25 protein-coding genes are annotated in these 23,852 nt (G+C 68.3%); 17 read left to right on the top strand and 8 right to left on the bottom strand.

Translation table 11 applies throughout. The annotated features are described in order from the left end of the window. The 3 genes from dusB to NMB40_RS01215 all read right to left on the bottom strand — a co-directional run bounded on the left by dusB (position 1) and on the right by NMB40_RS01215 (position 3,555). Entirely contained in the window at positions 1-993 is a 993-nt protein-coding gene (gene dusB, locus NMB40_RS01205; RefSeq protein WP_494359902.1) for a tRNA dihydrouridine synthase DusB, read from the bottom strand. Positions 994-1,274: 281 nt separating this feature from the next. Beyond that, positions 1,275-2,231, bottom strand: a complete 957-nt coding sequence (locus tag NMB40_RS01210; protein WP_068849289.1) for a ribokinase — start codon at positions 2,229-2,231, stop codon at positions 1,275-1,277. A 25-nt stretch (positions 2,232-2,256) separates the two neighbouring features. Beyond that, entirely contained in the window at positions 2,257-3,555 is a 1,299-nt protein-coding gene (locus NMB40_RS01215) for a NupC/NupG family nucleoside CNT transporter (protein ID WP_282247625.1), read from the bottom strand. A 203-nt stretch (positions 3,556-3,758) separates the two neighbouring features. On the opposite strand from NMB40_RS01215, the gene NMB40_RS01220 reads away from it, so the two are divergent. From NMB40_RS01220 to NMB40_RS01240, 5 genes are all read left to right on the top strand, one after another. Next, positions 3,759-4,730 carry a potassium channel beta subunit family protein gene (locus NMB40_RS01220; protein WP_494359903.1) on the top strand — a complete coding sequence of 324 codons (972 nt, stop codon included), beginning with the start codon at positions 3,759-3,761 and terminating at the stop codon, positions 4,728-4,730. 191 nt (positions 4,731-4,921) lie between these two features. Next, positions 4,922-5,119, top strand: coding sequence for a hemin uptake protein HemP (gene hemP, locus NMB40_RS01225; RefSeq protein WP_068849295.1), 198 nt, complete (start codon positions 4,922-4,924; stop codon positions 5,117-5,119). A 159-nt stretch (positions 5,120-5,278) separates the two neighbouring features. After that, complete coding sequence (locus tag NMB40_RS01230) at positions 5,279-7,474, top strand: TonB-dependent hemoglobin/transferrin/lactoferrin family receptor (protein ID WP_494359904.1); 2,196 nt, start codon at positions 5,279-5,281, stop codon at positions 7,472-7,474. A 5-nt stretch (positions 7,475-7,479) separates the two neighbouring features. After that, positions 7,480-8,049 carry a Hemin transport protein gene (locus NMB40_RS01235; RefSeq protein ID WP_494359905.1) on the top strand — a complete coding sequence of 190 codons (570 nt, stop codon included), beginning with the start codon at positions 7,480-7,482 and terminating at the stop codon, positions 8,047-8,049. Positions 8,050-8,144: 95 nt separating this feature from the next. Further along, complete coding sequence (locus NMB40_RS01240) at positions 8,145-9,068, top strand: DUF6607 family protein (RefSeq protein ID WP_494361021.1); 924 nt, start codon at positions 8,145-8,147, stop codon at positions 9,066-9,068. 55 nt (positions 9,069-9,123) lie between these two features. On the opposite strand, the gene NMB40_RS01245 is transcribed toward NMB40_RS01240, so the two are convergent. From NMB40_RS01245 to NMB40_RS01255, 3 genes are all read right to left on the bottom strand, one after another. Next, positions 9,124-9,477: a DMT family protein gene (locus tag NMB40_RS01245; protein ID WP_392919089.1), complete on the bottom strand. Its 354-nt coding sequence runs from the start codon at positions 9,475-9,477 to the stop codon at positions 9,124-9,126. 72 nt (positions 9,478-9,549) lie between these two features. Further along, positions 9,550-12,033, bottom strand: a complete 2,484-nt coding sequence (locus NMB40_RS01250) for an ABC transporter permease (RefSeq protein ID WP_494359906.1) — start codon at positions 12,031-12,033, stop codon at positions 9,550-9,552. Then, complete coding sequence (locus NMB40_RS01255; RefSeq protein WP_282247631.1) at positions 12,030-12,629, bottom strand: ABC transporter ATP-binding protein; 600 nt, start codon at positions 12,627-12,629, stop codon at positions 12,030-12,032. The genes NMB40_RS01250 and NMB40_RS01255 overlap by 4 nt, the downstream gene beginning before the upstream one ends. A gap of 120 nt (positions 12,630-12,749) precedes the next feature. Between NMB40_RS01255 and NMB40_RS01260 the strand changes: the two genes are divergently transcribed. The 3 genes from NMB40_RS01260 to NMB40_RS01270 all read left to right on the top strand — a co-directional run bounded on the left by NMB40_RS01260 (position 12,750) and on the right by NMB40_RS01270 (position 15,622). Beyond that, a complete protein-coding gene (locus NMB40_RS01260; protein ID WP_448142026.1) occupies positions 12,750-13,415 on the top strand; it encodes an arylesterase in 666 nt (221 codons plus the stop codon). 73 nt (positions 13,416-13,488) lie between these two features. Then, positions 13,489-14,202, top strand: coding sequence for a response regulator transcription factor (locus NMB40_RS01265; protein ID WP_019182442.1), 714 nt, complete (start codon positions 13,489-13,491; stop codon positions 14,200-14,202). A gap of 148 nt (positions 14,203-14,350) precedes the next feature. Beyond that, positions 14,351-15,622, top strand: a complete 1,272-nt coding sequence (locus NMB40_RS01270; RefSeq protein ID WP_282247633.1) for a sensor histidine kinase — start codon at positions 14,351-14,353, stop codon at positions 15,620-15,622. Here NMB40_RS01270 and NMB40_RS01275 read toward each other — a convergent pair. After that, complete coding sequence (locus NMB40_RS01275) at positions 15,609-16,334, bottom strand: SGNH/GDSL hydrolase family protein (protein WP_494359907.1); 726 nt, start codon at positions 16,332-16,334, stop codon at positions 15,609-15,611. The genes NMB40_RS01270 and NMB40_RS01275 overlap by 14 nt on opposite strands. A gap of 179 nt (positions 16,335-16,513) precedes the next feature. Here NMB40_RS01275 and NMB40_RS01280 point away from each other — a divergent pair, with 179 nt between their 5' ends. The 9 genes from NMB40_RS01280 (at position 16,514) to NMB40_RS01320 (ending at position 22,641) form a co-directional block, all read left to right on the top strand. Continuing rightward, complete coding sequence (locus NMB40_RS01280; RefSeq protein ID WP_282248128.1) at positions 16,514-16,894, top strand: diacylglycerol kinase; 381 nt, start codon at positions 16,514-16,516, stop codon at positions 16,892-16,894. A 43-nt stretch (positions 16,895-16,937) separates the two neighbouring features. Next, a complete protein-coding gene (locus NMB40_RS01285) occupies positions 16,938-17,687 on the top strand; it encodes a TerC family protein (protein ID WP_494359908.1) in 750 nt (249 codons plus the stop codon). Between the two features lie 154 nt (positions 17,688-17,841). Then, positions 17,842-18,480, top strand: coding sequence for a LemA family protein (locus NMB40_RS01290; RefSeq protein ID WP_494359909.1), 639 nt, complete (start codon positions 17,842-17,844; stop codon positions 18,478-18,480). 4 nt (positions 18,481-18,484) lie between these two features. Next, complete coding sequence (locus tag NMB40_RS01295) at positions 18,485-19,378, top strand: TPM domain-containing protein (RefSeq protein ID WP_494359910.1); 894 nt, start codon at positions 18,485-18,487, stop codon at positions 19,376-19,378. After that, positions 19,378-19,866 (top strand): TPM domain-containing protein, encoded by a 489-nt coding sequence (locus NMB40_RS01300; RefSeq protein ID WP_494359911.1) that lies wholly within the window; start codon positions 19,378-19,380, stop codon positions 19,864-19,866. The genes NMB40_RS01295 and NMB40_RS01300 overlap by 1 nt, the downstream gene beginning before the upstream one ends. A 51-nt stretch (positions 19,867-19,917) precedes the next feature. Then, a complete protein-coding gene (lgt, locus tag NMB40_RS01305) occupies positions 19,918-20,814 on the top strand; it encodes a prolipoprotein diacylglyceryl transferase (RefSeq protein WP_494359912.1) in 897 nt (298 codons plus the stop codon). Then, on the top strand, positions 20,811-21,605 hold the full coding sequence (locus tag NMB40_RS01310; protein WP_494359913.1) for a thymidylate synthase: 795 nt from the start codon (positions 20,811-20,813) through the stop codon (positions 21,603-21,605). Before lgt ends, NMB40_RS01310 begins: the two co-directional genes overlap by 4 nt. Positions 21,606-21,631: 26 nt before the next feature. Further along, positions 21,632-22,150 carry a hypothetical protein gene (locus NMB40_RS01315; RefSeq protein ID WP_494359914.1) on the top strand — a complete coding sequence of 173 codons (519 nt, stop codon included), beginning with the start codon at positions 21,632-21,634 and terminating at the stop codon, positions 22,148-22,150. Beyond that, on the top strand, positions 22,147-22,641 hold the full coding sequence (locus tag NMB40_RS01320; protein WP_494359915.1) for a dihydrofolate reductase: 495 nt from the start codon (positions 22,147-22,149) through the stop codon (positions 22,639-22,641). Before NMB40_RS01315 ends, NMB40_RS01320 begins: the two co-directional genes overlap by 4 nt. Positions 22,642-22,843: 202 nt before the next feature. On the opposite strand, the gene NMB40_RS01325 is transcribed toward NMB40_RS01320, so the two are convergent. Then, the gene (locus NMB40_RS01325; protein ID WP_282247877.1) at positions 22,844-23,842 is read right to left on the bottom strand and encodes a symmetrical bis(5'-nucleosyl)-tetraphosphatase; all 999 of its coding nucleotides are present in this window, start codon (positions 23,840-23,842) and stop codon (positions 22,844-22,846) included. Positions 23,843-23,852 lie beyond the last annotated feature (10 nt).

The following is a 23,852-nucleotide window of genomic DNA, read 5'->3' on the forward strand; positions in this document are numbered from 1 at the left end:
TCAGGCGGCGGAGGACAGCGGTTCGCCGGCGGCCAGTGCGGTGAAGTATTCGGTGGTCAGGGCGATCTGGCCTGCGGCGTCTTCGGCGCGGTTGACGACGGCGCGGAAGGCGGCATTCTCGGGGCGGTCCTTGGCGTACCAGCCCAGATGCTTGCGGGCGATGCGCACGCCCTGGGGTTCGCCGTAGAAATCGTGCAGGGCATGCAGGTGGCCGAGCAGGATGTCGCGCACTTCGTGCAGGCTGGGCGGCGGCAGCAGGGTGCCGGTGGCAAGGTGGTGGGCGACTTCGCGGAAAATCCAGGGGCGGCCCTGTGCGGCGCGGCCGATCATGACGGCGTCGACGCCGGTCTGGGCGAGCACGTGGGCGGCCTTCTGCGGGCTGTCGATGTCGCCGTTGGCGATCACGGGGATGCGCAGGGCGGACTTGATGGCGGCGATGGTCTCGTATTCGGCGCTGCCGGTGTAATGCTGGTCGCGGGTGCGGCCATGCACGGCAAGGGCGGCGATGCCGCTGTCTTCGGCGATGTGGGCGATGCGGGGGCCGTTGCGGTGGTCGCAGTCCCAGCCGGTGCGGATCTTGAGGGTGACGGGAACATCGACGGCGCCGACGACGGCGCTGAGGATGCGGGCGACGAGGTCTTCGTCGCGCATCAGGGCGGACCCGGCCCAGGCGTTGCAGACTTTCTTGGCGGGGCAGCCCATGTTGATGTCGATGATCTGGGCGCCGTGGTCGACGTTGTAGCGGGCGGCGTCGGCGAGCTGCTGGGGTTCGGTGCCGGCGATCTGGACGCTGATGGGGTCGGGTTCGCCGGCATGGTCCATGCGGTGGATGGATTTGCGGGTGGTCCAGAAGCGGGGGTCGGAGATGGTCATTTCAGACGCGGCCAGGCCGGCGCCCAGGCGCTTGCACAGCAGCCGGAACGGTTTGTCGGTGACGCCGGCCATGGGGGCGAGCACCACGTTGGGCTGGATGTTGTAGGGACCAATCTGCATGCCGGCATTGTAGTGCCGGGCCGTGGCCGGCAACCGAGCAGACCCCTGCGATCCGGCCCCACATTCAGGCCGATCCGGAAGGCCCTGATGCCGTAAGGGCATGAGCAGATGCTTGACGGTTGCTTCCCGCGCCCCAATGGCTGCGGGATTGTTGAGGGTTAACCCATCCCGACCTGCCTTTGAGACATTGTCGGTGACGGTACGAACGTCAAATGCAGAGGCAAAAAAAACCGGCGCCTTGGCGCCGGTTCTGGTAGGGCACGACCGTTGGTCGTGCTGTCTTACACGTCCGCGGGCGTGTAATGCGGCATCGCTACGGCGGCGCCTTCCTTTTCGGTGGAGCGGCCGGCGAACTGGTTGGCGAAGCGGACGTGGCGGGCGAAGGCGGCGTCCGGGTCCTGGGCCAGGGAGGCGACCAGGGCGCCGTTGAAGGCGTCGCCGGCGCCGGTGGTGTCGAGCACCTGGACCTGTTCGGCGCCCACGCGGTAGTAGGGCTGGGTGTCGCCGCGCAGGTTCTCTTCGGCGTGCGAGACGAACACGCCGACGGCGCCGAGGGTGACCACCACGGTGCCGTTGCCTACCAGCTTGCGGCACAGGGCGTGCAGGCTGGCGCCGTCGAGGGCGGCAACGTCGTCGGCGTCGACTCGCTCGCCGACATGGCGGCCGAGCAGGGCGGCGAATTCGGTTTCGTTGGGGGTCAGGACGTCGGCGAGCTTGAGCAGGCCGATGCTGGAGGGGGCGTCGGCCGGGGCGGCGTTGAGGACGGTGGTGGCACCGGCTTCGCGGGCGATGGCCAGGGCCGCTTCGATGGTTTCGACCGGGGATTCGAGCTGGGCCAGCACGACCTTGGCACCGGCCAGCAGCGCGCGCTGCTGGTCGATGTAGGCAGTGCTGAGCGCGGCGTTGGCGCCAGGGCCGATCACGATGGTGTTGCGGCCGCGGCTGTCGACGTAGATGCCGCCGGTGCCGGTGGGCTCGGTGCTGGCTTCGGCGCTCAGGGCGAAGCCGTCCTGTTCGGCCAGGCCACGGGCCATGGCGCCGCCGGCGTCATCGCCAAGGGCGCACAGGAAGGTGGTCGGGGCGCCGGCACGGCGGGCGGCCACGGCCTGGTTGAAACCCTTGCCGCCGGGGCCGGTGCTGTAGCGGCCGGCGATGGTCGCACCCGGGGCCGGGAGCGATTCGCAACGCCACACATGATCCACGTTGAAGGAACCGACTACGACGACACTGCTACTCATAAAGACTGTTTCTCGGGAACGGATATCAGCTGAAATGCGTCAGCACGCCGGCGATGGTCGCCGTCATGAAGGTGGCAATGGTACCGCCCAGCACGGCACGCAGGCCGAACTTGGCCAGGTCGTGGCGGCGCTCCGGCGCCAGCCCACCAATACCACCGATCTGGATGGCGATCGAGCTGAAATTGGCGAAACCGCACAGGGCGTAGGTCGCAATCAGGCGGCCTTCAGCCGACAACGACACGCCGGGAACCTGGCCGTTCACGATTTCGGAGAGCTTGGAATAGGCGACGAATTCGTTGATGACCACTTTCTGGCCGATCAGCGAGCCGACGGTGGTGGCATCGGCCCACGGGGTGCCGATGACCCAGGCGATCGGGGCCAGCAGGTAGCCGAAGATGGTCGACAGGTCGGTCGGGCGGCCGATCATGGCCTGCAGGCCGGTGATCTCGCCGAACCAGGTCAGCGGGGCGTTGAGCAGGGCGATCAGGGCGATGAAGGCCAGCAGCATGGCGCCGATGTTCAGGGCCAGCTTGAGGCCGTCGCCGGCACCGGCGGCGGCGGCGTCGATGATGTTGCTGGAGGTCTTCTCCACTTCCATCTTCACGGTGCCACGGGTCAGCGGGGTGCCGGTTTCGGGCACCAGCAGCTTGGCCACCACCAGGGTGGCGGGGGCCGCCATGATGCTGGCGGCCAGCAGGTGCTTGGCGTAGAAGGCCTGCTGCACCGGGTCGTTGCCGCCCAGCATGCCCACGTAGGCGGCCAGCACGCCGCCGGCGATGTGGGCCATGCCGCCGATCATCATGGTGATCAGCTCGGACTGGGTCATCTTGGCGATGTAGGGGCGCACGGTCAGCGGCGCTTCGGTCTGGCCGATGAACACGCTGGCGCAGACGCTGGTGGTTTCGGCGCCGGACACGCGCATCACCTTGGTGATCGCCCAGGCCATGCCGCGCACGATCCACTGCATCACGTTGAGGTGGTACATGACCCCCATCAGCGCCGAGAAGAAGATGATCGTCGGCAGCACCTGGAAGGCGAAGATGAAGCCGAACTGGTTGGTGTCCATCAGGCTGCCGAAGATGAAGCGCGAGCCTTCGTTGACGAAGCTGAGCACCTTGACGAAGCCGTCGCCGAGCAGCGAGAACGCTTCGCGCCCACCGGGCATCAGCAGCACCACCGCGGCGAAGGCAATCTGCAGGGTGATACCGGTGATCACCAGCCGCCAGTCGACGGAACGCTTGTTGTTCGAGAACAGCCAGGCGATGCCGATCAGCACTGCCAACCCGAACAGGCCGAAGCCAATCCTGCCCAAACCTTCGACCATCAGACTTCCCCTAGGGCGCCGCGAAAAACGGGAAGCCTAGAGCAGCGGCAGGGGCGGGGCAAGGAAAAGCAGCGTCCGGGGCCCGATCGGCCGCGATCGGGCAAGTATCCAAAGGGGTTCGGGCCCGCCGGGCGATACACTGATGCGACTCATTCCGGCCGCGCCCCGGTGTCCTGGCGCAGCCATCCAGCAGGAGAAAACGCATGCACTACCGCCGCCTGGGCTCGTCCGGGCTGAAGCTGTCGGCCTTGTCCTTCGGGGCCTGGGTGACCTTCGGCGACCAGATCAGCCGTGACGAGGCCCGCAACCTGGTTGCCTGTGCCTGGGACCACGGGATCAACTTCTTCGACAACGCCGAGGGCTATGCGCGCGGCCGCGCCGAGCAGGTGATGGGCGATGTGATCGCCGACCTGCGCCTGCCCCGCGATGGGGTGTGCGTGTCCAGCAAGGTGTTCTTCGGCGCGGTGGACGAGCCGCGGCCGACCCAGCATGGGCTGTCCCGCAAGCACGTGACCGATGCCTGCCACGCCGCGCTCAAGCGGCTGCGGCTGGACTACCTGGACCTGTATTACTGCCACCGGCCGGACCCGGACACCCCGATCGCCGAGACCGTGCTGGCCATGGACACGCTGATCCGGCAGGGCAAGGTGCTGTACTGGGGGACCTCGGAGTGGTCGGCCGCGCAGATCCAGGAAGCGGTGGACGTGGCCCGCCGCCACCACCTGCACCTGCCGACGATGGAGCAGCCGCAGTACAACCTGCTGCACCGCGAGCGGGTCGAGCGCGAATACGCGCCGCTGTACGCCGACCCGGGGCTGGGCACCACGATCTTCTCGCCACTGGCCTCGGGCCTGCTGAGCGGCAAGTACAACGCCGGGTTCGATCCGGACTCGCGGCTGGGCCAGGCCCAGATGGGCTGGCTCCGCGAGCTGGTGCTGGGCGATTCGGCCGAGGCCCGGCTGGACAAGGTGCGCGCCTACAGCGCGCTGGCCGCCGAACTGGGCCAGTCGCCGGCGCAGCTGGCCATTGCCTGGTGCCTGCGCAACCCGAATGTCTCCAGCGTGATCCTCGGCGCCAGCCGGGTCAGCCAGCTGGAGCAGAACCTGGGCGCCCTCGACGTGCTGGAGCAGGTCGCCGACGCCGACTGGAACCGCGTTGAGGCAATTTTCGCGTAGCGCCACGCCCTGCGTGGCTTCGCGGTGCCGGCGCCCTGCGGACAGCCACGCAGGGCGCGGCTCTATCGATAGGCTCCATCAATCGATTTCCGAAAATCGATCATAAATTCAATCAATGAACATGAGAATGGTTGTTGATTGTCAACTGAGAATCATTATCATTTAACTCGTCCCTCGCACGAGTCCAGACAATGAACACTCAAGCCGCTGTACTGCTGCGCCCCGAAACGCTGACCCTCCGCGACCGCCCGGTCCGCGCCGTTCCGGCCGAAGAAGTGATCGACAGCGAGGCCCTGCTGAAGGGTCGCCGCGAAATCCTGATCCAGCATGGCGACCGCTTCTATCGCCTGCGCCACACCAGCAACGACAAGCTGATCCTCACCAAATAACGGCCCCCCCCACGGGGTGCATCCGCGCGGCCGCGCGATGCATCCCCACGGCCCGCCGCCTGCATCGCTCTCTCCCCCTCGGCACGTCGCCTGCGACCGCTTGGTCCCTGGCGTCTGTCGGGGGTCTCCTTCCGCGTCCAGCCGACCCTGCCCACCCACATGATCCGTCCTACCGCCCTGAGCCTTGCCTTGTGGCTGGCGCTGCCAATGGCCGCCGCCCACGCCGCTGCCCCCGCCGCCGGTTCTGCCGACGCGCGCGACTTCGACCGCGTGCAGGTCACCGCCACCCGCACCGAACGTGCGCTCAGCGATGTGGCCGCCACCGTCGATGTGATCGACCGCGAGCAGCTGGACGACCACCTGGTGCGCAACATCAAGGACCTGGTCCGCTACGAGCCGGGTATCTCGGTAACCAGCAGCCCTGCCCGGTTCGGGCTGGGCGGGTTCCGCATCCGCGGGCTCGATGGCAACCGCGTGCTGATCCAGACCGACGGCATCGCCATGCCGAAGGCCTTCAGCATCGGCAGCTTCTCCGACGCCAACCGCAACTTCACCGACCTGGAAACGCTCAAGCGGGTCGAAATCGTGCGTGGCCCGGCCAGCGCTCTGTATGGCTCCGATGCACTGGGCGGCGTGGTGGCCTTCGTCACCAAGGACCCGGCCGATTACCTCAAGGACGGCAAAAACAGTTACGTCGGCCTGAAGTTCGGCTATGACGGCGAATGGAACGGCCTGCTGGGCAGTGCCACCACCGCCTTCGGCGGCGACCACTGGAGCGGCATGGTGAATGTCAACCATCGCCAGGGCCAGGAAACCGAGAGCAAGGGCGATGTGCGCAGCAGCGACCGCACCCGCACCGCCGCCAACCCGCAGGACCGCGATGGCCGCAGCGTGCTCAGCAAGCTGGTCTACGCGCCCAGCGAGGACCAGCGCTTCCGGCTGACGGTGGAAGGCAACGAAGACAGCGTGGACACCGACGTGCTGTCGGCCATCGACCACACCACCACCACCGGCATGCAGGCGCGCGACCACCAGACCCGCGCGCGGGTGTCGTTCGCGCACGAAATGGACAACCTCGCTGCGGGCTTCGCCGACAGCCTGTCCTGGCAGCTGTACCGCCAGGACAGCGAAACCACCCAGCGCACCGACGAACAGCGCGCCAACCGCACCACGCGCCACCGTGAGTTCAACTTCGACCAGCGCGTGTACGGCCTGCAGGCCGCGTTCCACAAGGCCCTGCAGACCGGCGCGGTCGAGCACGCGCTGACCTATGGTTTCGATGGCACCTGGACCGAAACGCGGCAGAAGCGCGACGGCTACCAGGTGCTGGCCAACGGCCAGACCAGCACCACGATCCTGCCCGATGCGTTCCCGGTGCGCGATTTCCCGATCAGCAAGACCACCGAGCTGGGCCTGTACGTGCAGGATAAAATGCGCTTCGCCGATGGCCGCTTCTCGCTGGTGCCGGGCGTGCGCGTGGACCACTACGAACTGCGCCCGGACGTGGACCCGATCTTCGCCGCCGACAACCCGGGCATGCCGGTATCGGACCTGACCAAGACCAGCGTGTCGCCGAAGCTGGGCATGGTGTGGCGCTTCGCCGATGACTGGTCGCTGTTCGCCGGGTACTCGCACGGCTTCCGCTCGCCGCCGTACAACGACGTCAACCTGGGCTTCACCAACGTGATGTTCGGTTACACCGCCATTCCCAACCCGGACCTCAAGCCGGAAACCAGCGACGGCCTGGAACTGGGCGTGCGCTTCCTGACCCCGGCCGCGTACGTGAGCCTGAGCGGCTACTACAACGACTACAAGGATTTCATCGAGTCCCAGCGCCAGGTCGGCATCAACCCGCAGGGGCTGATCGTGTTCCAGTCGCAGAACATCGCCGACGCGGAGATCTACGGTGCCGAGCTGAAGGCCGGCGTCGACTTCGGCGAACTCAGTGCGGCACTGGCCGGCTGGTCGTTGAACGGCGCGGTGGCGTGGTCGCGCGGGCAGGACAAGACCGAAGACGTGCCGCTGGAATCGATCGACCCGCTGCGCGGCACGCTGGGCGTGGCCTTCGACCGCGATGCGTGGGGCGTGGAACTGCTGGGCACCTTCGCCAAGCGCAAGGACCGCATGGCCAGCGCCACCGCATTCCGCCCGGCCGGTTATGGCGTGCTGGACCTGGTGGCGCACTGGGATTTCGCGCCCGGCGCCAAGATCAACGTCGGCGTGTTCAACCTCGGCGACCGCACCTACATCGATTACTCCGCGATCACCTCCGCGCTGGCCTCCAGCAGCACGGTGATCGACCGTTACACCAACCCTGGCCGGAACGTCTCGGCCAGCCTTGCCGTGAGCTGGTAGCCATCATGAGCCGAGCCCTTTCCGCACTGCGAACCCCCGACCGGTACCTGCGCCCTGGCCAGCTGCCTTCCCCGGAACAGCTGGCGGCACTGGGCACGGTGCTGTGCCTGTACCGCCCCGAAAGCAGCGAGCTGGGCGGCTGGAAACACGCCGTCTCCGCCCATGCCTGCCAGGGCATGGACAGCGAAGGCATCCGCGAAAGCCTGTGTTTCTCCGACGCGCGCGGGCGCTGCTGCTGGCGGCTGTACCTGCTGCCCGACAGCGATTTCCTGGCCTGGGACCGCCTGGTATCGGCGTTCCCGGCACGGCCGGAGCCGGCCAACGATGGCGGCGTGGCCGAGCGCCTGTGGCGCCGGCTGGCCACGCGCCTGGGCGGCGAGCCCTGGCGCATGTGCGCACTGCGCCTGCACGCCCGCAACGGCCAGGCGCTGGCCGCCAGCGTGGCCTCGCTGTCGGTGCTGGGCGCCACCGCCGCGCGGCGCATCGCGCGGGTCGAGGGCGCCGATGGCGAGCTGTGGGTCGATGAGTCCAACGTAGTACCGCTTGCCCACCTTTCTTCCACCCGACCTTCCTGAAGGGACCTTCGTAGATGCAGTCGACGACCGTAGCGACACGCCATGCGTGTCCCACGCAATCTCCCGTCACCCCGAAAGACACGCATGGCGTGTCATTGCGCGCCGGCTGTGCGTGGCTGCTGCTTGCCGCCAGCGGCATCGCCCACGCCCAGCCCTCCGACCTGCAGCGCGACCACGCCAGCATCCTGGCCATGAAGGGCGAATACATCGTCGATTTCGCCTTCGATGAAACCGTGCTGCTCAAGCCCGGCTATGAGCGCGCGCCGGCCGTGCGCAGCGGCGGCAACGAAGTGGTGATCGTGGTCGAGGACAGCCCGAAGCGCATCGTGCTGCAGCACCTGCTGGTGGACGGCAAGAGCGGCCACGTGACCAAGCACTGGCGGCAGGACTGGGTATACGAGGCGCCGAGCCGCTTCGAGTTCAGCGCCGACCAGACCTGGCAGGTGCGTGCGATCGATCCGGCGGTGAACGCCGGTGCGTGGACCCAGTGCGTGTATGAAGTCAGCGACGCCCCGCGCTACTGCGGTACCGGCCGGTGGGACTACCGCAACGGCGTGGCCACCTGGACCAGTGACCTCAGCTGGCGGCCGCTGCCGCGCCGCGAATACACCCGCCGCAGCGATTACAACGCGCTGGCCGTGGTCAACCGGCACACGCTCACGCCCAACGGCTGGACCCACGAGCAGTTCAACACCAAGATCCTGCGCAACGCCGACGGCAGCCAGCAGGAGATCGCGCGTGAGTTCGGCTTCAACGACTACAACCGCACCACCGAGGTCGACTTCAAGCCGGCCTACGACTACTGGACCGCAACGGCCGATTACTGGGCCAAGGTACGCACGCGCTGGGACGGCTTCCTCGGCCAGGCGCCAGGCGTGCACCTGAAGACCAAGCTGGATGGCATGGCAATGATCATTCCGCTGTTCACCCAGGCGCAGGACCTGCAGGACGGCAGGAAGGTCAAGGACACGCAGATCGACGCGGTGTTCAAGCAGTGGGTGGAAAAGGCGCCTGAATGACCATTGGGACGTCAACCGACCAACGGTCGGTTGCTACCGAATGACGGCTGCGCCGTCATTCTTTGAACATCAGGAACGCAGCGATCACGATCAGGCCGAACGCGGCGTAATGGTTCCACTTCAGCGGCTGGTCCAGGTAAAACGCGGAGAACACCGCGAACACCACCAGCGTGATCACTTCCTGCATGCCCTTCAGCTGCGGGGCCGAGTACACCGCGCTGCCCAGCCGGTTGCCCGGCACCTGCAGGCAGTACTCGAAGAAGGCGATGCCCCAGCTGACCAGGATCACCATCATCAGCGGCGCGCTCTTGTACTTGAGGTGGCCGTACCAGGCGAAGGTCATGAAGATGTTGCTGCCCAGCAGCAGCAACACGGGGTACAGGTAGGCGGTGAACGACGTGCCGGGCATCGCGGGCATTCTCAGGGGGCAGGGGCGGGCAGCATACCTAGGGCCGACCCCTGCCGGTGTCATCAATCGCGTTCATGCCTCGCGAAGGGCCAGCGCCGGTGGGGTGTGCAGGATCCGCCGCGTGCCCCACCAGCCGGCCAGCATGCTCAGCGCCACGCCCAGCGCGCCGCCGACCAGCAGCGGGCCCCACGGCGGGCTGAGCTGCAGTTCGAACACCTGCCGGGCCACCACGCTGCCCAGCAGCGCCGCCGTGCCCACCGCCAGCAGTGAGGACAGCAGCCCCAATGCGCCGAACTCGACCAGCACCGCGCCGCGCAGCTGGGTGCGGGTGGCGCCCAGCGTGCGCAGCACCGCACTGTCGTAGCGACGTTCACCGGCCGTGGCCTGCAGGGCGGCCAGCAGGACCAGCACCCCGGCCAGCAGGCTGAAGCCCATCACCAGCTGCACTGCCTGGGTCACCCGGTCCACCACCTCGCGCACCCGCTGCAGGATGCTGTCGATATCCAGCAGCGAAATGTTCGGGTACTGGCGGGTCAGCCCGGCCAGTGCCGGGGCCTGCGCGCGGGGCAGGTGGAAGGCGGTGATCAGGTTGTATGGCGCATCGCCCACCGCCCCTTCGTTGAGCAGCAGGAAGAAGTTGACCCGGAACGAGTCCCAGTCGGCCTTGCGGATGCTGGTCACGGTGAAGCGCCGTTCCTGTTCGCCCATCTGCAGGGTGACCGTGTCGCCCAGCTTCATCCCGTAGCGTTCGGCCCAGCCCTGTTCGATCGAGGCTTCGGCAGCGGTGCTGCCCGCGGCCCAGTACCTGCCGCTCAACAGCGTGTTGGCCGCCGGGAAATCGTGCCGCCAGGAGAAGTTGACCGGGCGGTTGGCGTCGTCATCGTCGTTGCTGTTGTCTTCGCGTTCCTGCCGCTGCGGGGGCCTGTCGTTGACGGCCAGCAGCCGCCCGGTGCTGAACGGCTCGATTCCCGGCGACTCCACGCCCAGCCCGTCCAGCGCGGCCAGCACCGCCTGGCGCTGTTCGGGCTGGATGTTCATCAGGAAATAATTCGGGGTATCGCTGGGCAGGCGGTCGCGCCACTGCGCCAGCAGCCCCGGGCCGATCACCGACAGCAGCAACAGCGCGCACAGCGACAACGACAGCCCCACCAGCTGCATCACCGCCAGCCCACGGCGCCGGGTCAACGCGGCCAGGCCCAGCTTCCAGCGGCCCCGCAGGCGCGGCTGCAGGCCGCGCAGCAGCCACAGCAGGGTGGCCCCGGCCGCACCCGCCAGCAGCGCCAGCGCGGCCAGCCCGCCCAGCACCCAGGCCGCCAGCCGGACATCGCCGGTGGCCTGCACGGTCAGCGCCACCGTGGCCGCCAGCGCGGCGGCATACACCAGCAGGGAACTGGGTGGCAGGGTGGCGAAGCTGCGGTTGAGCACGCGCATTGGCGGCACCTTGCGCAGCCGCAGCAGCGGCGGCAGGCCGAAGCCGAGCAGCAGCACGAGGCCGATCCCGGCCCCGCTCAGTGCCGGGGTCGCCTGAGGCAGCGGCAGCCGGCCTGGAATCAACCCGCCCAGCGCCTGCACCAGCCCGGCCTGCGCGGCCATGCCCAGCCCGATCCCGACCAGGCAGGCCGGGATGGCCAGCAGCACCAGCTGCAGCGCCATCGCGGTGAGGATGTCGCGATTGCGCGCGCCCAGGCAACGCAGCACCGCCACCTGGTCGATCCGGCGCAGGGCGAAGCGGTTGGCGGCCAGGGCGGTGGCCACGCCCGCCAGCAGCACCGCCAGCAGCGCGGCCAGCGACAGGAAGCGGCCGGCCAGGTCGAACGCTCCACGCACGCCGCGCTGCGCATCGGCAATGCCGACGATGCGCAGGCCCTTGGCGCGCGGCTGCAGCCAGCTGCGGAAATCGGCAATGGCGTCGGTGCTGCCGGCAAACATCATCCGGTACGAGGCGCGGCTGCCCGGGCCGAGCAGGCCGGCGCGGTCCACGTCGATGCGGTTGACCAGCAGCGGCGGCGACAGCTGCATCAGCTCGCCGGAGGTATCCGGCTCGGCCTGCAGCACGCGGGTCACGGTGAGCGTGCCGGCGCCGAACTCAAGGGCGTCGCCCACCTTCAGCCCAAGCGCCTGCATCAGGCGCGGGTCGGCATAGGCTTCGCCGGCGGCCGGGGTGCCAGCCACTTCGCCGGCGCCGCCCGGGGCGCGGCTGACCCGCAGTTCGCCACGCAGCGGATAGCCGTCGCTGACCGCCTTGATGTTGGCCATCTGGCTCTCATCGCCATGGAACAGCACGCTGGGGAAGCTGACCATGCGGGTGCTGGCCAGGCCGCGCGTGCGCGCCTCGTCGGCGAAGGCCTGCGGCACGTCTTCGCGGCCGCCCAGGCCGAGATCGCCCCCGAGCATTTCCGCCGCGCTGCTGGTCAGCGCCAGGGTGACCCGGTTGACCAGCGTGCCCACCGCCGTCATCACCGCCACGCCCAGCACCAATGCGGCGAACACGGTCAGCAGGTCACCGGCGAGGAACTCCCGGCGCAGCGCGCGCCCGGCATGGCGCAGCACGTTCATGCGGTGATTCCGGCGGCATCGACCAGGCGGCCGCCATCGAGCCGGTAGATGCGCTCGCAGCGCTGGGCCAGGCGCAGGTCATGGGTCACCAGCACCAGGGTGGTATCACTGGTGGCGTTGAGCGCGAACAGCAGGTCGCTGATCTGCTGCCCGGTGGCCTGGTCCAGGCTGCCGGTGGGCTCATCGGCAAACAGGATGCGCGGCCGCGCCACGAACGCACGCGCCAGCGCCACGCGCTGCTGTTCGCCGCCGGACAGCTGGCGCGGGTAGTGGCGGGCACGGTGGGTCAGCCCGACCTGCGCCAACACCTCGCGCACCCGCGCCGCATCCTCGCGCCCGGCCAGTTCCAGCGGCAGCGCGATGTTTTCCTCAGCGGTCAGCGCCGGCAGCAGGTGGAAGCTCTGGAACACGAAGCCGACCTCGCGTGCGCGCAGCTGCGCGCGGGCTTCCTCGTCCAGCGTGCCCAGCGTGGCCCCGGCCAGGGCGATGTCGCCGCGGCTGGGCAGGTCCAGGCCGGCCAGCAGGCCGAGCAGGGTGGTCTTGCCCGACCCGGACGCGCCGACGATGGCCACGCTCTCGCCTTCATGGACGGTCATGTCAATGTTGTCCAGTATGTGGACTTCACCCTCCGGGCCACGTGCGGACTTGCCCACGTTGTGGGCGGCGATGGCGACGGGCGCGCTGCGGGGGGACAGGCTGTCGATGAGGATTCTCCAATGTACCGAGCAAAATGGGCGGGCCACGCGGCCCAGGTGTTCTTGCTTCTGGCAGGGTTGCTGCTGCTGCCTGCGCTGGCATGTGCCAAAGGTGCGGACACCCGGCACGCGGTGCTGGTGGTCGGCGACAGCCTCAGTGCCGCCCACAATATCCCGGCCGCATCGGGCTGGGTAAACCTGCTTCAGCAGCGGGTTAGCCAGCAGATCACGCCACCGCCGGCGATCATCAACGCCAGCATCAGCGGCGAAACCAGCTCCGGCGCGCTGACCCGGCTGCCGGCGCTGCTGGACAAGCACCGGCCGTCGGTGGTGGTCATCGAACTGGGCGGCAACGACGCCCTGCGCGGGCTGAGCCCGGCGCAGCTGCGCGGCAACCTGGAAAAGATGATCGTGGCCAGCCAGAAGGCCGGCGCCAAGGTGCTGCTGCTGGGCATCGACGTGCCGCCCAACTACGGGCCGGCCTACCGTGACCGCCTGCGCCAGGTCTATGCGGGGCTGGCCAGCCAGTACAAGGTGGCGCTGCTGCCGTTCCTGCTGGAGGGGGTGGCCCTGCAGCCCGGGCTGATGCAGGGCGACGGCCTGCACCCCACCGCCAAGGCCCAGCCGAAGGTGCTGGACAACGTCTGGCCGCTGCTCAAACCCCTGTTGAACGCCCCGCCGAACTGATCCGTGAGCGGCTTCACACCGCCTCCACCGACGATCCGGCATGTTTCACAAAGCTGAAGAAAGAGGGACTCCCATGCGTCAGACAAAGGAAACCTCCGGCCTGGTGCTGGTGGTCGAAGACAACCGCAATATCTCCGAGATGATCGGGGAATACCTGGAAGGCCGCGGGTTCGAAGTGGACTACGCCCAGGACGGGCTGGACGGCTATCGTCTGGCGGCCGAGAACAGTTACGACGTGGTGGTGCTGGACCTGATGCTGCCGCGCCTGGACGGCATCGAAGTCTGCCGCCGGTTGCGCAACGACGCGCGCAAATCGACGCCGGTGCTGATGCTGACCGCGCGCGACACGCTCGATGACAAGCTCACGGGCCTGGGCTTCGGCGCCGACGATTACCTGACCAAGCCGTTCGCGATCCAGGAGCTGGAAGCCCGCCTGCGCGCGCTGATCCGGCGCGAACGTCGCCAGGTGGGCTCGGAAGTGCTCAAGGTCGCCGACCTGGTGCTGGACCCGGTCAGCATGCGCGCCACGCGTGCGGGCACCGAGCTGCAGCTGTCGCCCATCGGCCTGCGCCTGCTCACCATCCTGATGCGCGAATCGCCGCGCGTGGTGACCCGCCAGGAAATCGAGCGCGAGATCTGGGGCAACGGGCTGCCGGATTCGGACACGCTGCGCAGCCACCTGTACAACCTGCGCAAGATCATCGACAAGCCGTTCGACCGTCCGCTGCTGCACACCGTGCAGAGCGCCGGCTACCGTATTGCCGATATCGCCCAGCCGATGAGCTGATGCGCCGCACCGCAGGGCGCACGATGGCAGGGGCCTGTGGCCCCGATGTACACGATGCCCCGGCACTTGCCGGGGCATCGTCGTTGCTTGCACGATGGAATAACGGCGCGCTTTCCTATAATCGCGGCGACCCGACCTGGACTTCGTAATGCCGCACGGTCTGCCGCGCAAGATCCGCATTGTCTTCATCCTGCAGGCCGTACTGGCGAGCCTGGGCATCCTGCTGGGCGCGTGGCTGGTCTCGCTGGTGATCAAGCACAGCCTGGTCAGCAGCGCGCTGCAGGAAGAGGCGACCTATTTCTGGGACCTGCACGCGGCTTCGCCTGCGCAGCCGCCGCCGAACACGCGCAACATCCGCGGCTACCTGCTGGAGGCCGGGCAGTCGGCGTTGAGCCTGCCGCCGAACCTGCGCACGCTGGCGCCGGGCTTCCACGAGTTGAAGGCCGACGACCAGCTGGTGCTGGTTGATGCACGCCCGGAAGGGCAGCTGTACCTGGTGTTCCTGCGTTCGCGCGCGGAGATGCTGGCGTTCTGGTTCGGCATCGTGCCGGTGTTGCTGACGCTGCTGGCGGTGTATGGGGCGTCGTGGATCACCTACCGGGCATCAAAGCGATTGGTCTCGCCGGTGAACTGGCTGGCGCGGCGGGTATCGCGCTGGAACCCGGGCCATCCGGAGGCGTCTGACCTGGCGCCCGACAAGCTGCCGGCGGACATGCAGGGCGAAACGCGGCAGCTGGCGGCGGCCCTGCATTCGCTGGCCACGCGGGTCACCGCGCACGTGGCGCGCGAACGCAACTTCACCCGCGATGCGAGCCATGAGCTGCGCACGCCGCTGACCGTGATCCGGGTGGCCAGCGACATGGCGCTGGGCGACCAGGACATGACGCCGCGGCTGCGTCGCGGCCTGCACCGCATCCAGCGCGCCGGGCGCGACATGGAGGCGGTGATCGATGCGTTCCTGATCCTGGCGCGCGAGGCGGACGTGGAGCCGCAGATCGAGCTGTTCGACGTCAACGAGATCGTGCGCTACGAAGTGGACAACGCGCGCGAGCTGATCGCGGGCCGGCCGGTGGAGATCCACCTGCACAGCGAGGGGCCGGTGCAGCTGCACGCGCCGCCGCGGGTGCTGCAGGTGGTGGTCAGCAACCTGCTGCGCAATGCGTGCAGCTACACCGACGAAGGCCGCATCGACGTGGACGTGCTGGACGACCGGGTGGTGGTGCGCGACACCGGCATCGGCATGTCGGCCGAAGCGCTGTCGCGCGCGTTCGAGCCGTTCTACCGCGCCGAACCCAGCCGCCCGCAGGGCACCGGCCTGGGCCTGTCGATCGTGCGCCGCCTGTGCGACCGCTTCGGCTGGAAGATCGCCCTCACCAGCGAACCCGGCATCGGCACGCAGGCCACGATCAGTTACCGATAGGGGCGCACTGCACCTTGGGTGCCAATGCATCGCGCCAGATCGCATACCCTTCCGGCTTCATATGCAGCATGTCCTCGCGGAACAACGCCGCGCGTGGCTGCCCATCCTCGCCCAGCATCGGGGTGTAGATGTCGGTGTAGCCGGTGTTCGGCAGCTCCGCCAGCGCCTGCTGGATCAATCCATTGGCTTCCTGCACCGCCGGCAGCAACTGCGCGCGCGACGGGCTGGGCTTGATCGAGATGACCTCGACGATGGTGTTGGGCAGGTCGCGGTGCACGCGCTGCACGAACGCCACCACGTCGTCGCGCACCTGGGTGGGGGTGCGGCCGCTGTTGAGGTCGTTGTCACCGGCGTAGAAGAAGACTTTGCACGGCGCGTACGGGATCAGGATCTGGTCGGCATACCAGGTGCTGTCGCGGACTTCGGAGCCGCCGAAGCCGCGGTTGAAGACCTTCTGGCCCGGGAAGTCGGCCGCCAGGGTGTCCCACATCCGGATCGAGGAGCTGCCGATGAATTCGATGCCGCCGCGCGGGGGCGGGGTGGTGGCGTCGGCCTTGGCGAAGGCGGCCATGTCGCCGGCCCAGGCCACGTTGGAGACCTGTTCGGGGACCTGCGGCGGGGCCGGCACCGGGGCGGGCTTGAGGGCCAGGGCGGGCAGGCTGGCGGTGAGGGCCAGGGCGAGCAGCAGGGGGCGGGCGAAACGCTGGGACATGAACGACTCCGTTGGTGCGTCCGCTCATTCTAGGCCGGGTGCGCGGCGGCGGTTGGCCGGGCAGGGGGCCCCTTGTGGCAAAATGTCCGATTCTTCAATGCCTGCCGCGCTGCCCATGACCCTTTGTCGTGCCCCGCACCTGCTGTCCTGCCTCCGTTCCCGCCGTGGGGTGTCCCTGCGTGGCTGATGAAATCGGGCACATGCCGCGCGGCCCCAAGCGCATCTTCAAGGCGGCGGTGTGGTCCTGGCAGGGCCTGCGGGCCGCCTGGCTGCACGAGTCTTCGTTCCGGCTGGAGGTCTACCTGCTGGTGGTGATGGCACCGCTGGCGCTGTGGCTGGGCCAGACCCCGGTCGAGCGCGCGCTGATGATCGGCTCGATGCTGCTGGTGCTGGCGATGGAGCTGGCCAATTCGGCGATTGAAGCGGTGATCGAGCGCTACGGCGCTGAATTCCATGAGCTGGCCGGCCGCGCCAAGGACATGGGCTCGGCGGCGGTGTTCGTGCTGATGATGAATGTTCTGTTGTGCTGGGGCCTGGTCCTGGCGCCGCGCGTGTTCTGACGCGCCCCACGTCCGCTTTCCCCCTTTGTAAGGATCCAGGTCCATGTTTCTTGAACTGCTGTCCGACCCGAACGTCTGGTTGACCCTGTTGACCCTGAGCGCACTGGAAATCGTGCTCGGCATCGACAACCTGGTGTTCATCTCCATCGCCGTGAGCAAGCTGCCCGAAGCGCGCCGTCCGTTCGCGCGCAAGCTCGGCATCGCGGTGGCGTGCATCACCCGGATCCTGCTGCTGGTGTCGCTGGCCTACCTGGCGCACATGCAGGCCAACCTGTTCACCATTGCTGGCATGGGCATCTCCATCCGCGACCTGGTGCTGATCCTGGGCGGCCTGTTCCTGATCATCAAGGGCGGCATGGAAATCCGCGAGCTGATCACCGGCGGCGAAGACGAAGATCCCACCACCACCAAGGCCTCGGCCGTGTTCGGCATGGTGATCGCGCAGATCGCCATCATCGACATCGTGTTCTCGCTGGACTCGGTGATCACCGCGGTCGGCATCGCCGACCACGTGCCGGTGATGGTCGCGGCGATCCTGCTGTCGGTGGCGGTCATGCTGCTGGCCGCCAACCCGCTGGGCCGCTTCATCGACGCCAACCCGACCGTGAAGATGCTGGCCCTGGCCTTCATCCTGCTGATCGGTGCGGTGCTGATCCTGGACGGCCTGGACGTGCACGTGCCCAAGCCCTACATCTACGCCGCCATGGGCTTCTCGGTGCTGGTGGAGTGGCTGAACCTGCTGATGCGCCGCCGCGCGCTGGCGCACCACGTGCCGGGGGCGGGCAACTGGTAAGCGCCGTACCGACCAACGGTCGGTACCTACCGGGCGGATGGTCGCCCCGGAATGACGCAGGGCCGGCCGTTGGGTCGGCCCTGCGCCGTTACGGGGTATTAACCCCTATTCATGGCATCCTCCGGCTCCCGACCACCCCGATCCGGAGCCGGCCATGCGTATGTCCCGATTGATCCTGCTGGCCCTGCTGGCCAGCCTGTTGTCCGGTTGCGGCTACAACGCGATCCAGCAGAAGGATGAGCAGGTCAAGGCCGGCTGGGCCGAGGTGCTCAACCAGTACAAGCGCCGCGCCGACCTGATTCCCAACCTGGTGCAGACCGTGGAAGGCTATGCCAACCAGGAGCGCCAGGTGCTCACCGACGTGACCAACGCGCGCGCGCGGGTGGGCCAGGTCAACGTGAATGCCGACGACGCCGAGTCGCTCAAGCAGTTCCAGCAGGCCCAGGGCGAGCTGAGCGGTGCGCTGTCGCGGCTGCTGGTGGTGACCGAGAACTACCCGAACCTGAAATCCGACCAGGGCTTCCGCGACCTGCAGGCGCAGCTGGAGGGCACCGAGAACCGCATCACCGTGGCGCGCGGCCGCTACATCCAGCAGGTGCAGGACTACAACACCTACGTCCGCTCGTTCCCGCAGCTGATCACCGCCAAGATCTTCGGCTACAAGGAAAAGCCGAACTTCACGGTGGAAAACGAAGCGCAGATCTCGCAGCCGCCGTCGGTGAAGTTCGGCGCGCAGCCAGCGGCCCCGGCGCCCGCGCCCCCGCCGCAGCAGGCCCCGGCCCCGGCCCAGTAAGCCGGTGAACACCCGCCTGCTGCTGCGCGCGCTGTTGCTGCTGTGCCTGTGCCTGGCCCTGCCGGCCTGGGCGCAGGCCGACGCGGCGATCCCGCCGATGACCTCGCCGGTGGTGGACACCACCGGCACCCTGGATGCCGCGCAGAAGCAGGCGCTGGAAGCCCAGGCGCTGGCATTGCAGCAGCGCAAGGGCAGCCAGCTGCAGATCCTGATGGTGCCCAGCACCCAGCCGGAAACCATCGAGCAGTACACCCAGCGCGTGTTCGAGCAGTGGAAGATCGGCCGCACCGGCGTGGATGATGGCGTGCTGCTGGTGGTGGCCAAAGATGATCGCCGGGTGCGGATCGAGCCCGGCTACGGGCTGGAGGGCGCCATTCCCGATGCCATCGCCAACCGGGTGATCCAGGAATACCTGGCCCCGCACTTCCGCAGTGGCGACTACGCCGGCGGGCTGGTCGACGGCAGCGCCGCCCTGGTCAAGCTGATCGACGGCGAGGAACTGCCGGCGCCAGTCAGTGCCCACCGCGAGCCCCGTGGCAGTGGCGGCGATGGCTTCACGATGGCGCTGGTGATCGGCTTCTTCGTGGGTACCTTCGCCCGTGCGCTGCTGGGCTGGCTGCCGCGCCCGGTGCGCGCGCTGCTGGGCGGTGGCGGCGCGGCGGTGGCCGCGTTCCTGTTCACTTCGCTGTGGCTGGCCAGTGGCCTGGCCGGGCTGATCGGCCTGTTCGTGGGCTTCTCCTCCGGCCGGGTCGGCCGCTTCGCCCGCAACAGCGGCTGGGGCGGCGGTGGCTTCGGCGGCGGGGGTGGCTGGGGTGGTGGCGGTGGCTTCGGCGGCGGAGGCGGCTGGGGCGGTGGTGGTGGGCGATCCGGAGGCGGTGGCGCCTCGGGAGGCTGGTGATGCGCATCTGGCGCCATCTGTTCGCACCCTCGCTGCAGCGGACCTTTCCGCCGGACGCGCTGCAGGCCATCACCGATGCCATCGCGCAAGGCGAGCAACGCCACGGCGGCCAGGTCATGTTCGCGGTGGAAGCGGACCTGCCGCTGACCGCGCTGTGGCAGGGCATCACGCCCCGGCAGCGGGCCGAGCATGCCTTTGCCCAGCTGCGCACCTGGGATACCGAGAACAACAACGGCGTGCTGGTCTACCTGCTGCTGGCCGACCATGCCATCGAGCTGGTCGCTGACCGCGGCCTGCGCGGCAGGGTGGGCGAGGCGCAGTGGCAGGCGGTGTGCGCGCACATGCAGCAGCAGCTGCGCGGGGGCGCCCTGCAGGACGCGGTGCTGCTGGCCATTGCCGAGGTATCGCACATACTGGCGGGGCACTATCCGCCCGGCAGCGGGTCCAAGGATGACGCCCTGCCCAATACCCCGCAGTTCCTTGGTTGAGGTACGGCGGCGCTGGCCCGAGAATAGCCGCTTACCTGCAAGGCATCGCCCATGATCTATCTCCACGACATCGACCCCATCGCCATCTCGCTTGGGCCGGTCAAGGTGCACTGGTACGGCATCATGTACCTGCTCGGCTTCACCGCGGCCTGGTGGCTGGGGCGGCGGCGCATCGCGGCGGGGCGCCTGCCGGGCGTGGATGCCAACGGCTTCTCCGACCTGCTGTTCTACGCCATGCTCGGCGTGGTGGTGGGCGGCCGCGTGGGGTACATGCTGTTCTACGCGCTGGGCGATTTCCTGCACAACCCGCTGCTGCTGTTCAAGGTGTGGGATGGCGGCATGAGCTTCCACGGCGGCCTGCTGGGCGTGTTGTTCGCCTCGTGGTACTGGTCGCGCAAGCACCGCCTGCACCTGGGCGACACCATCGACTTCATGGCGCCGCTGGTACCGCTGGGCCTGGGCTTCGGCCGCATCGGCAACTTCATCGGCGCCGAGCTGTGGGGCAAGTACACCGACGGCACCTGGGGCGTGGTGTTCCCCACGGGCCTGCCGTCCCCGCTGAACCAGCTGGACATGCCGGCGCTGCGCGAGCAGTTCGCCACCGGCGCGCTCAACCAGTTCGCCCGCCACCCCTCGCAGCTGTACGAAGCACTGCTGGAAGGGCTGGTGATGTTCGTGGTGCTGTGGGCGGTGTCGGCCACGCCGCGCCACCGTTACCTGGTGTCGGGCCTGTTCGCGCTGATGTACGGCGTGTTCCGCTTCGCGGTGGAATTCGTGCGCATGCCCGACAACGGCGTGTACCTGGCCTTTGACTGGTTCACCCGCGGCCAGCTGCTGAGCCTGCCGCTGGTGGCGCTGGGCCTGGTGCTGCTGGCGTTGTCGCGCCGCGCGCCGGTGCTGCAGCCGGTGCTGCCGGCCACGCCCGCCACCGCCGGGAGCAAGGCATGAAAGCCTACCTGGACCTGCTCGAGCATGTGCTCGAACACGGCGCGGAAAAATCCGACCGCACCGGCACCGGCACGCGCAGCGTGTTCGGCTGGCAGATGCGCTTCAACCTCAATGACGGTTTCCCGCTGGTCACCACCAAGAAACTGCACCTGCGCTCGATCATCCACGAGCTGCTGTGGTTCCTGAAGGGCGACACCAACATCGGCTACCTGCAGGACAACCAGGTGCGGATCTGGGACGAGTGGGCCGACGAGAACGGCGACCTTGGCCCGGTCTACGGCAAGCAGTGGCGCAGCTGGGCCACCGCCGATGGCGGCAGCATCGACCAGATGCAGTGGCTGGTGGACGAGATCAAGCGCAACCCGGATTCGCGCCGGCTGGTGGTGAGCGCCTGGAACGTGGGCGAGCTCTCGCAGATGGCGCTGATGCCGTGCCACAACCTGTTCCAGTTCTACGTGGTGGACGGCAAGCTGAGCTGCCAGCTGTACCAGCGCAGCGGCGACATTTTCCTGGGCGTGCCGTTCAACATCGCCAGCTACGCGCTGCTGACCCACATGGTGGCGCAGGCGACCGGGCTGGGCGTGGGCGATTTCGTGCACACGCTGGGCGATGCGCACCTGTACTCCAACCACTACGAACAGGCCCGCGAGCAGCTGGCGCGTGAACCGCGCGCACTGCCCACGCTGTGGCTGAATCCGGACGTGACCGATCTGTTCGGCTTCCAGTTCGACGACATCCGCATCGACGGCTACCACCCACACCCGGCGATCAAGGCGCCGGTGGCGGTATGAGGCGGGCGCTTCGAGTCGCGTTGCTGATGTTGTTGCCGGCCGCCGCACAGGCCGCCGCGCCATCGCTACCGTTGGCCGCGCAGGTCAATGCGCAGATCGTGCAGCGCCAGGTCAACGAAGGCGTCGCCGCGATGGCCGGTGCCTCCGGCGCGGGCCTGATGCCGGGCGACCTTCCGGCCGCCTGTGAGCCGGGCATGCGCAGCGCCGTGGCGGGCATGTCCAACGAGCTCGTGCGCTTCATGCAGGGCACCTTCAATGATCCGGCCTACCAGCGCACGTTCGAACAGCAGCTGGCCCAGGCGTATTCGCCCGATCAGCTGCAGGCGTTCCTGGACCGCAGCGCGGCGGGCGACCTCACCGCGTTGAGCACCGAGGTGATGTCCGCACCGGGCCTGCAGGCCACGCAGGACGCGCATCTGGCCCGCCTCACCGAGCAGGCCGACCGGGCAATGGAAGCCGACCCGCGCCTGCAGAAGGCCCTGGTCGATGTGCGCGCCGCGCAGGATCGCTGCGACGCAGTGCGCATGGAAGCAGAGGAATCATGAAACTCTCGCTGATCGTCGCGCTCGACCACGACCATGGCATCGGGCATGCCAACCAGCTGCCCTGGCAGCTGCCGGACGACCTCAAGCGTTTCAAGGCGCTGACGATCGGCAAGCCGATCCTGATGGGCCGCAAGACCGCGCAGTCGCTGGGCCGCGCGTTGCCGGGCCGGCCGAACCTGGTCCTGACCCGCTCGGGCCAGGTGCCGTTCGACGGCATGCAGGCGGTGGCCACCCTCGACGAAGCACTACAGTTCGCGGCCGCTGCCGGCGCGGACGAACTGTGCGTGATCGGCGGCGGCGAGATCTACCGCCTCGCCATGGCGCAGGCCACCGACCTGCACCTGACATGGGTGGATACCCGCGTCCAGGCCGACACCCACTTCCCGCCGGTCGACCCGCAGGCGTGGGTTGAAGTGGCGCGCGAACACCACGCTGCTGATGCGCGCCATGCATTCGCGTTCGATTTCGTGGATTACACGCGAAAGGCGTAACGTCAGAAGCAACAGCAACAGCAACAGCCTTCGCCTGCGAGGGTCTCTGGCTTGGCTGGCGCCGGTGGGTTCACGGCGCCCCCCGTACCCCCGCCACCGTCGGCCCACTGCAGATACGTTCGCAGGCCAAGGCTTTGGCTTTTGGCGCAGGGCAACGGCGTACCGACCAACGGTCGGTACCTACCGACGTGGTAGAGACGCGTTACGCGGTCGTGGGGGTACCATCGCCCGCATTCCCGGCCGGCTCACGCGCACGACGTGGCTGCTGTTGCTGTTGATTCTGGCGCTGCCCACGCGGCGGCCGGCCATTGCCGTTGTTGCCCGGATTACCTTCGCCGGCCGGACGACGTGCCGGCGGACGCGGCGGTGCAACCGGCTTGGGCACATCGCGGCCCGGCACCTGCACCACGCGCAGTTCTTCGGTATCCAGCTGCAGTGCCGTGAGCTTGCCGCCCCAGACCGCACCGGTATCGATCGCATGCACGCCCTGGGTGATCGTCAGGCCCAGTGCCGACCAGTGCCCGCACACGATCTTCAGATCGCGCTCGACCCGGCCCGGCACCTCGAACCAGGGATACAGCCCCTGTTCCTGCGTGCCCGGCGTGCCCTTGTCCTCGATCCCGATCCGCCCGCGCGGCGTGCAGTAGCGCATGCGCGTGAGCAGGTTGATGATCGCCCGCGAACGGTCGTAACCGGCCAGCCCGGGCGACCAGCCCGGCTTGTCGCCGTACATGTTGCGGAACAGTTTGCGGTAGCCGCTGCCGTGCAGCTGCACCTCCACCTCGCGCGCGTGCTTCTCGGCCAGCTGCGTGGTCCACTTCGGGGCCAGGCCCGCGTGCACCATCATCCAGCCCAGCTCGCGGTCCACGTGCACCAGCTTCTGCAGGCGCAGCCACTCCAGCAGCACGTCGCGGTCCTCGGCCTGCACGATCCGCAGCAGGTCCGGGTTGACCTTGCGCTGCTCTTCCTCGGTGCGCGCACCGACGGCAAGCAGTGACAGATCATGGTTGCCCAGCACCACCACGCTCTGCTCGCGCAGCGAATGCACCAGCCGCAGCGTTTCCAGCGACTGGCCGCCCCGGTTGACCAGGTCGCCGCAGAACCACAGCCTGTCCACCGCCGGGTCGAAGCGGATCTTCTCCAGCAGGCGCTGGGTAACGTCGTAACAGCCCTGCAGGTCGCCGATGGCCCAGACACTCATGCGTGCGCCT

The organism is Stenotrophomonas sp. FBCC-B152 (genome assembly GCF_059134105.1).

Coding starts and splice junctions, on each gene's coding strand:
- NMB40_RS01270 (WP_282247633.1), top strand. CDS start 14,351: ATGCCGCACGGTCTGCCGCGCAAGATCCGCATTGTCTTCATCCTGCAG.
- NMB40_RS01215 (WP_282247625.1), bottom strand. CDS start 3,555: ATGGTCGAAGGTTTGGGCAGGATTGGCTTCGGCCTGTTCGGGTTGGCA.
- NMB40_RS01265 (WP_019182442.1), top strand. CDS start 13,489: ATGCGTCAGACAAAGGAAACCTCCGGCCTGGTGCTGGTGGTCGAAGAC.
- NMB40_RS01250 (WP_494359906.1), bottom strand. CDS start 12,033: ATGAACGTGCTGCGCCATGCCGGGCGCGCGCTGCGCCGGGAGTTCCTC.
- NMB40_RS01275 (WP_494359907.1), bottom strand. CDS start 16,334: ATGTCCCAGCGTTTCGCCCGCCCCCTGCTGCTCGCCCTGGCCCTCACC.
- NMB40_RS01230 (WP_494359904.1), top strand. CDS start 5,279: ATGATCCGTCCTACCGCCCTGAGCCTTGCCTTGTGGCTGGCGCTGCCA.
- NMB40_RS01235 (WP_494359905.1), top strand. CDS start 7,480: ATGAGCCGAGCCCTTTCCGCACTGCGAACCCCCGACCGGTACCTGCGC.
- NMB40_RS01315 (WP_494359914.1), top strand. CDS start 21,632: ATGTTGTTGCCGGCCGCCGCACAGGCCGCCGCGCCATCGCTACCGTTG.
- NMB40_RS01325 (WP_282247877.1), bottom strand. CDS start 23,842: ATGAGTGTCTGGGCCATCGGCGACCTGCAGGGCTGTTACGACGTTACC.
- NMB40_RS01260 (WP_448142026.1), top strand. CDS start 12,750: ATGTACCGAGCAAAATGGGCGGGCCACGCGGCCCAGGTGTTCTTGCTT.
- NMB40_RS01210 (WP_068849289.1), bottom strand. CDS start 2,231: ATGAGTAGCAGTGTCGTCGTAGTCGGTTCCTTCAACGTGGATCATGTG.
- NMB40_RS01320 (WP_494359915.1), top strand. CDS start 22,147: ATGAAACTCTCGCTGATCGTCGCGCTCGACCACGACCATGGCATCGGG.
- dusB (WP_494359902.1), bottom strand. CDS start 993: ATGCAGATTGGTCCCTACAACATCCAGCCCAACGTGGTGCTCGCCCCC.
- lgt (WP_494359912.1), top strand. CDS start 19,918: ATGATCTATCTCCACGACATCGACCCCATCGCCATCTCGCTTGGGCCG.
- hemP (WP_068849295.1), top strand. CDS start 4,922: ATGAACACTCAAGCCGCTGTACTGCTGCGCCCCGAAACGCTGACCCTC.
- NMB40_RS01290 (WP_494359909.1), top strand. CDS start 17,842: ATGCGTATGTCCCGATTGATCCTGCTGGCCCTGCTGGCCAGCCTGTTG.
- NMB40_RS01255 (WP_282247631.1), bottom strand. CDS start 12,629: ATGACCGTCCATGAAGGCGAGAGCGTGGCCATCGTCGGCGCGTCCGGG.
- NMB40_RS01310 (WP_494359913.1), top strand. CDS start 20,811: ATGAAAGCCTACCTGGACCTGCTCGAGCATGTGCTCGAACACGGCGCG.
- NMB40_RS01220 (WP_494359903.1), top strand. CDS start 3,759: ATGCACTACCGCCGCCTGGGCTCGTCCGGGCTGAAGCTGTCGGCCTTG.
- NMB40_RS01300 (WP_494359911.1), top strand. CDS start 19,378: ATGCGCATCTGGCGCCATCTGTTCGCACCCTCGCTGCAGCGGACCTTT.
- NMB40_RS01245 (WP_392919089.1), bottom strand. CDS start 9,477: ATGCCCGGCACGTCGTTCACCGCCTACCTGTACCCCGTGTTGCTGCTG.
- NMB40_RS01285 (WP_494359908.1), top strand. CDS start 16,938: ATGTTTCTTGAACTGCTGTCCGACCCGAACGTCTGGTTGACCCTGTTG.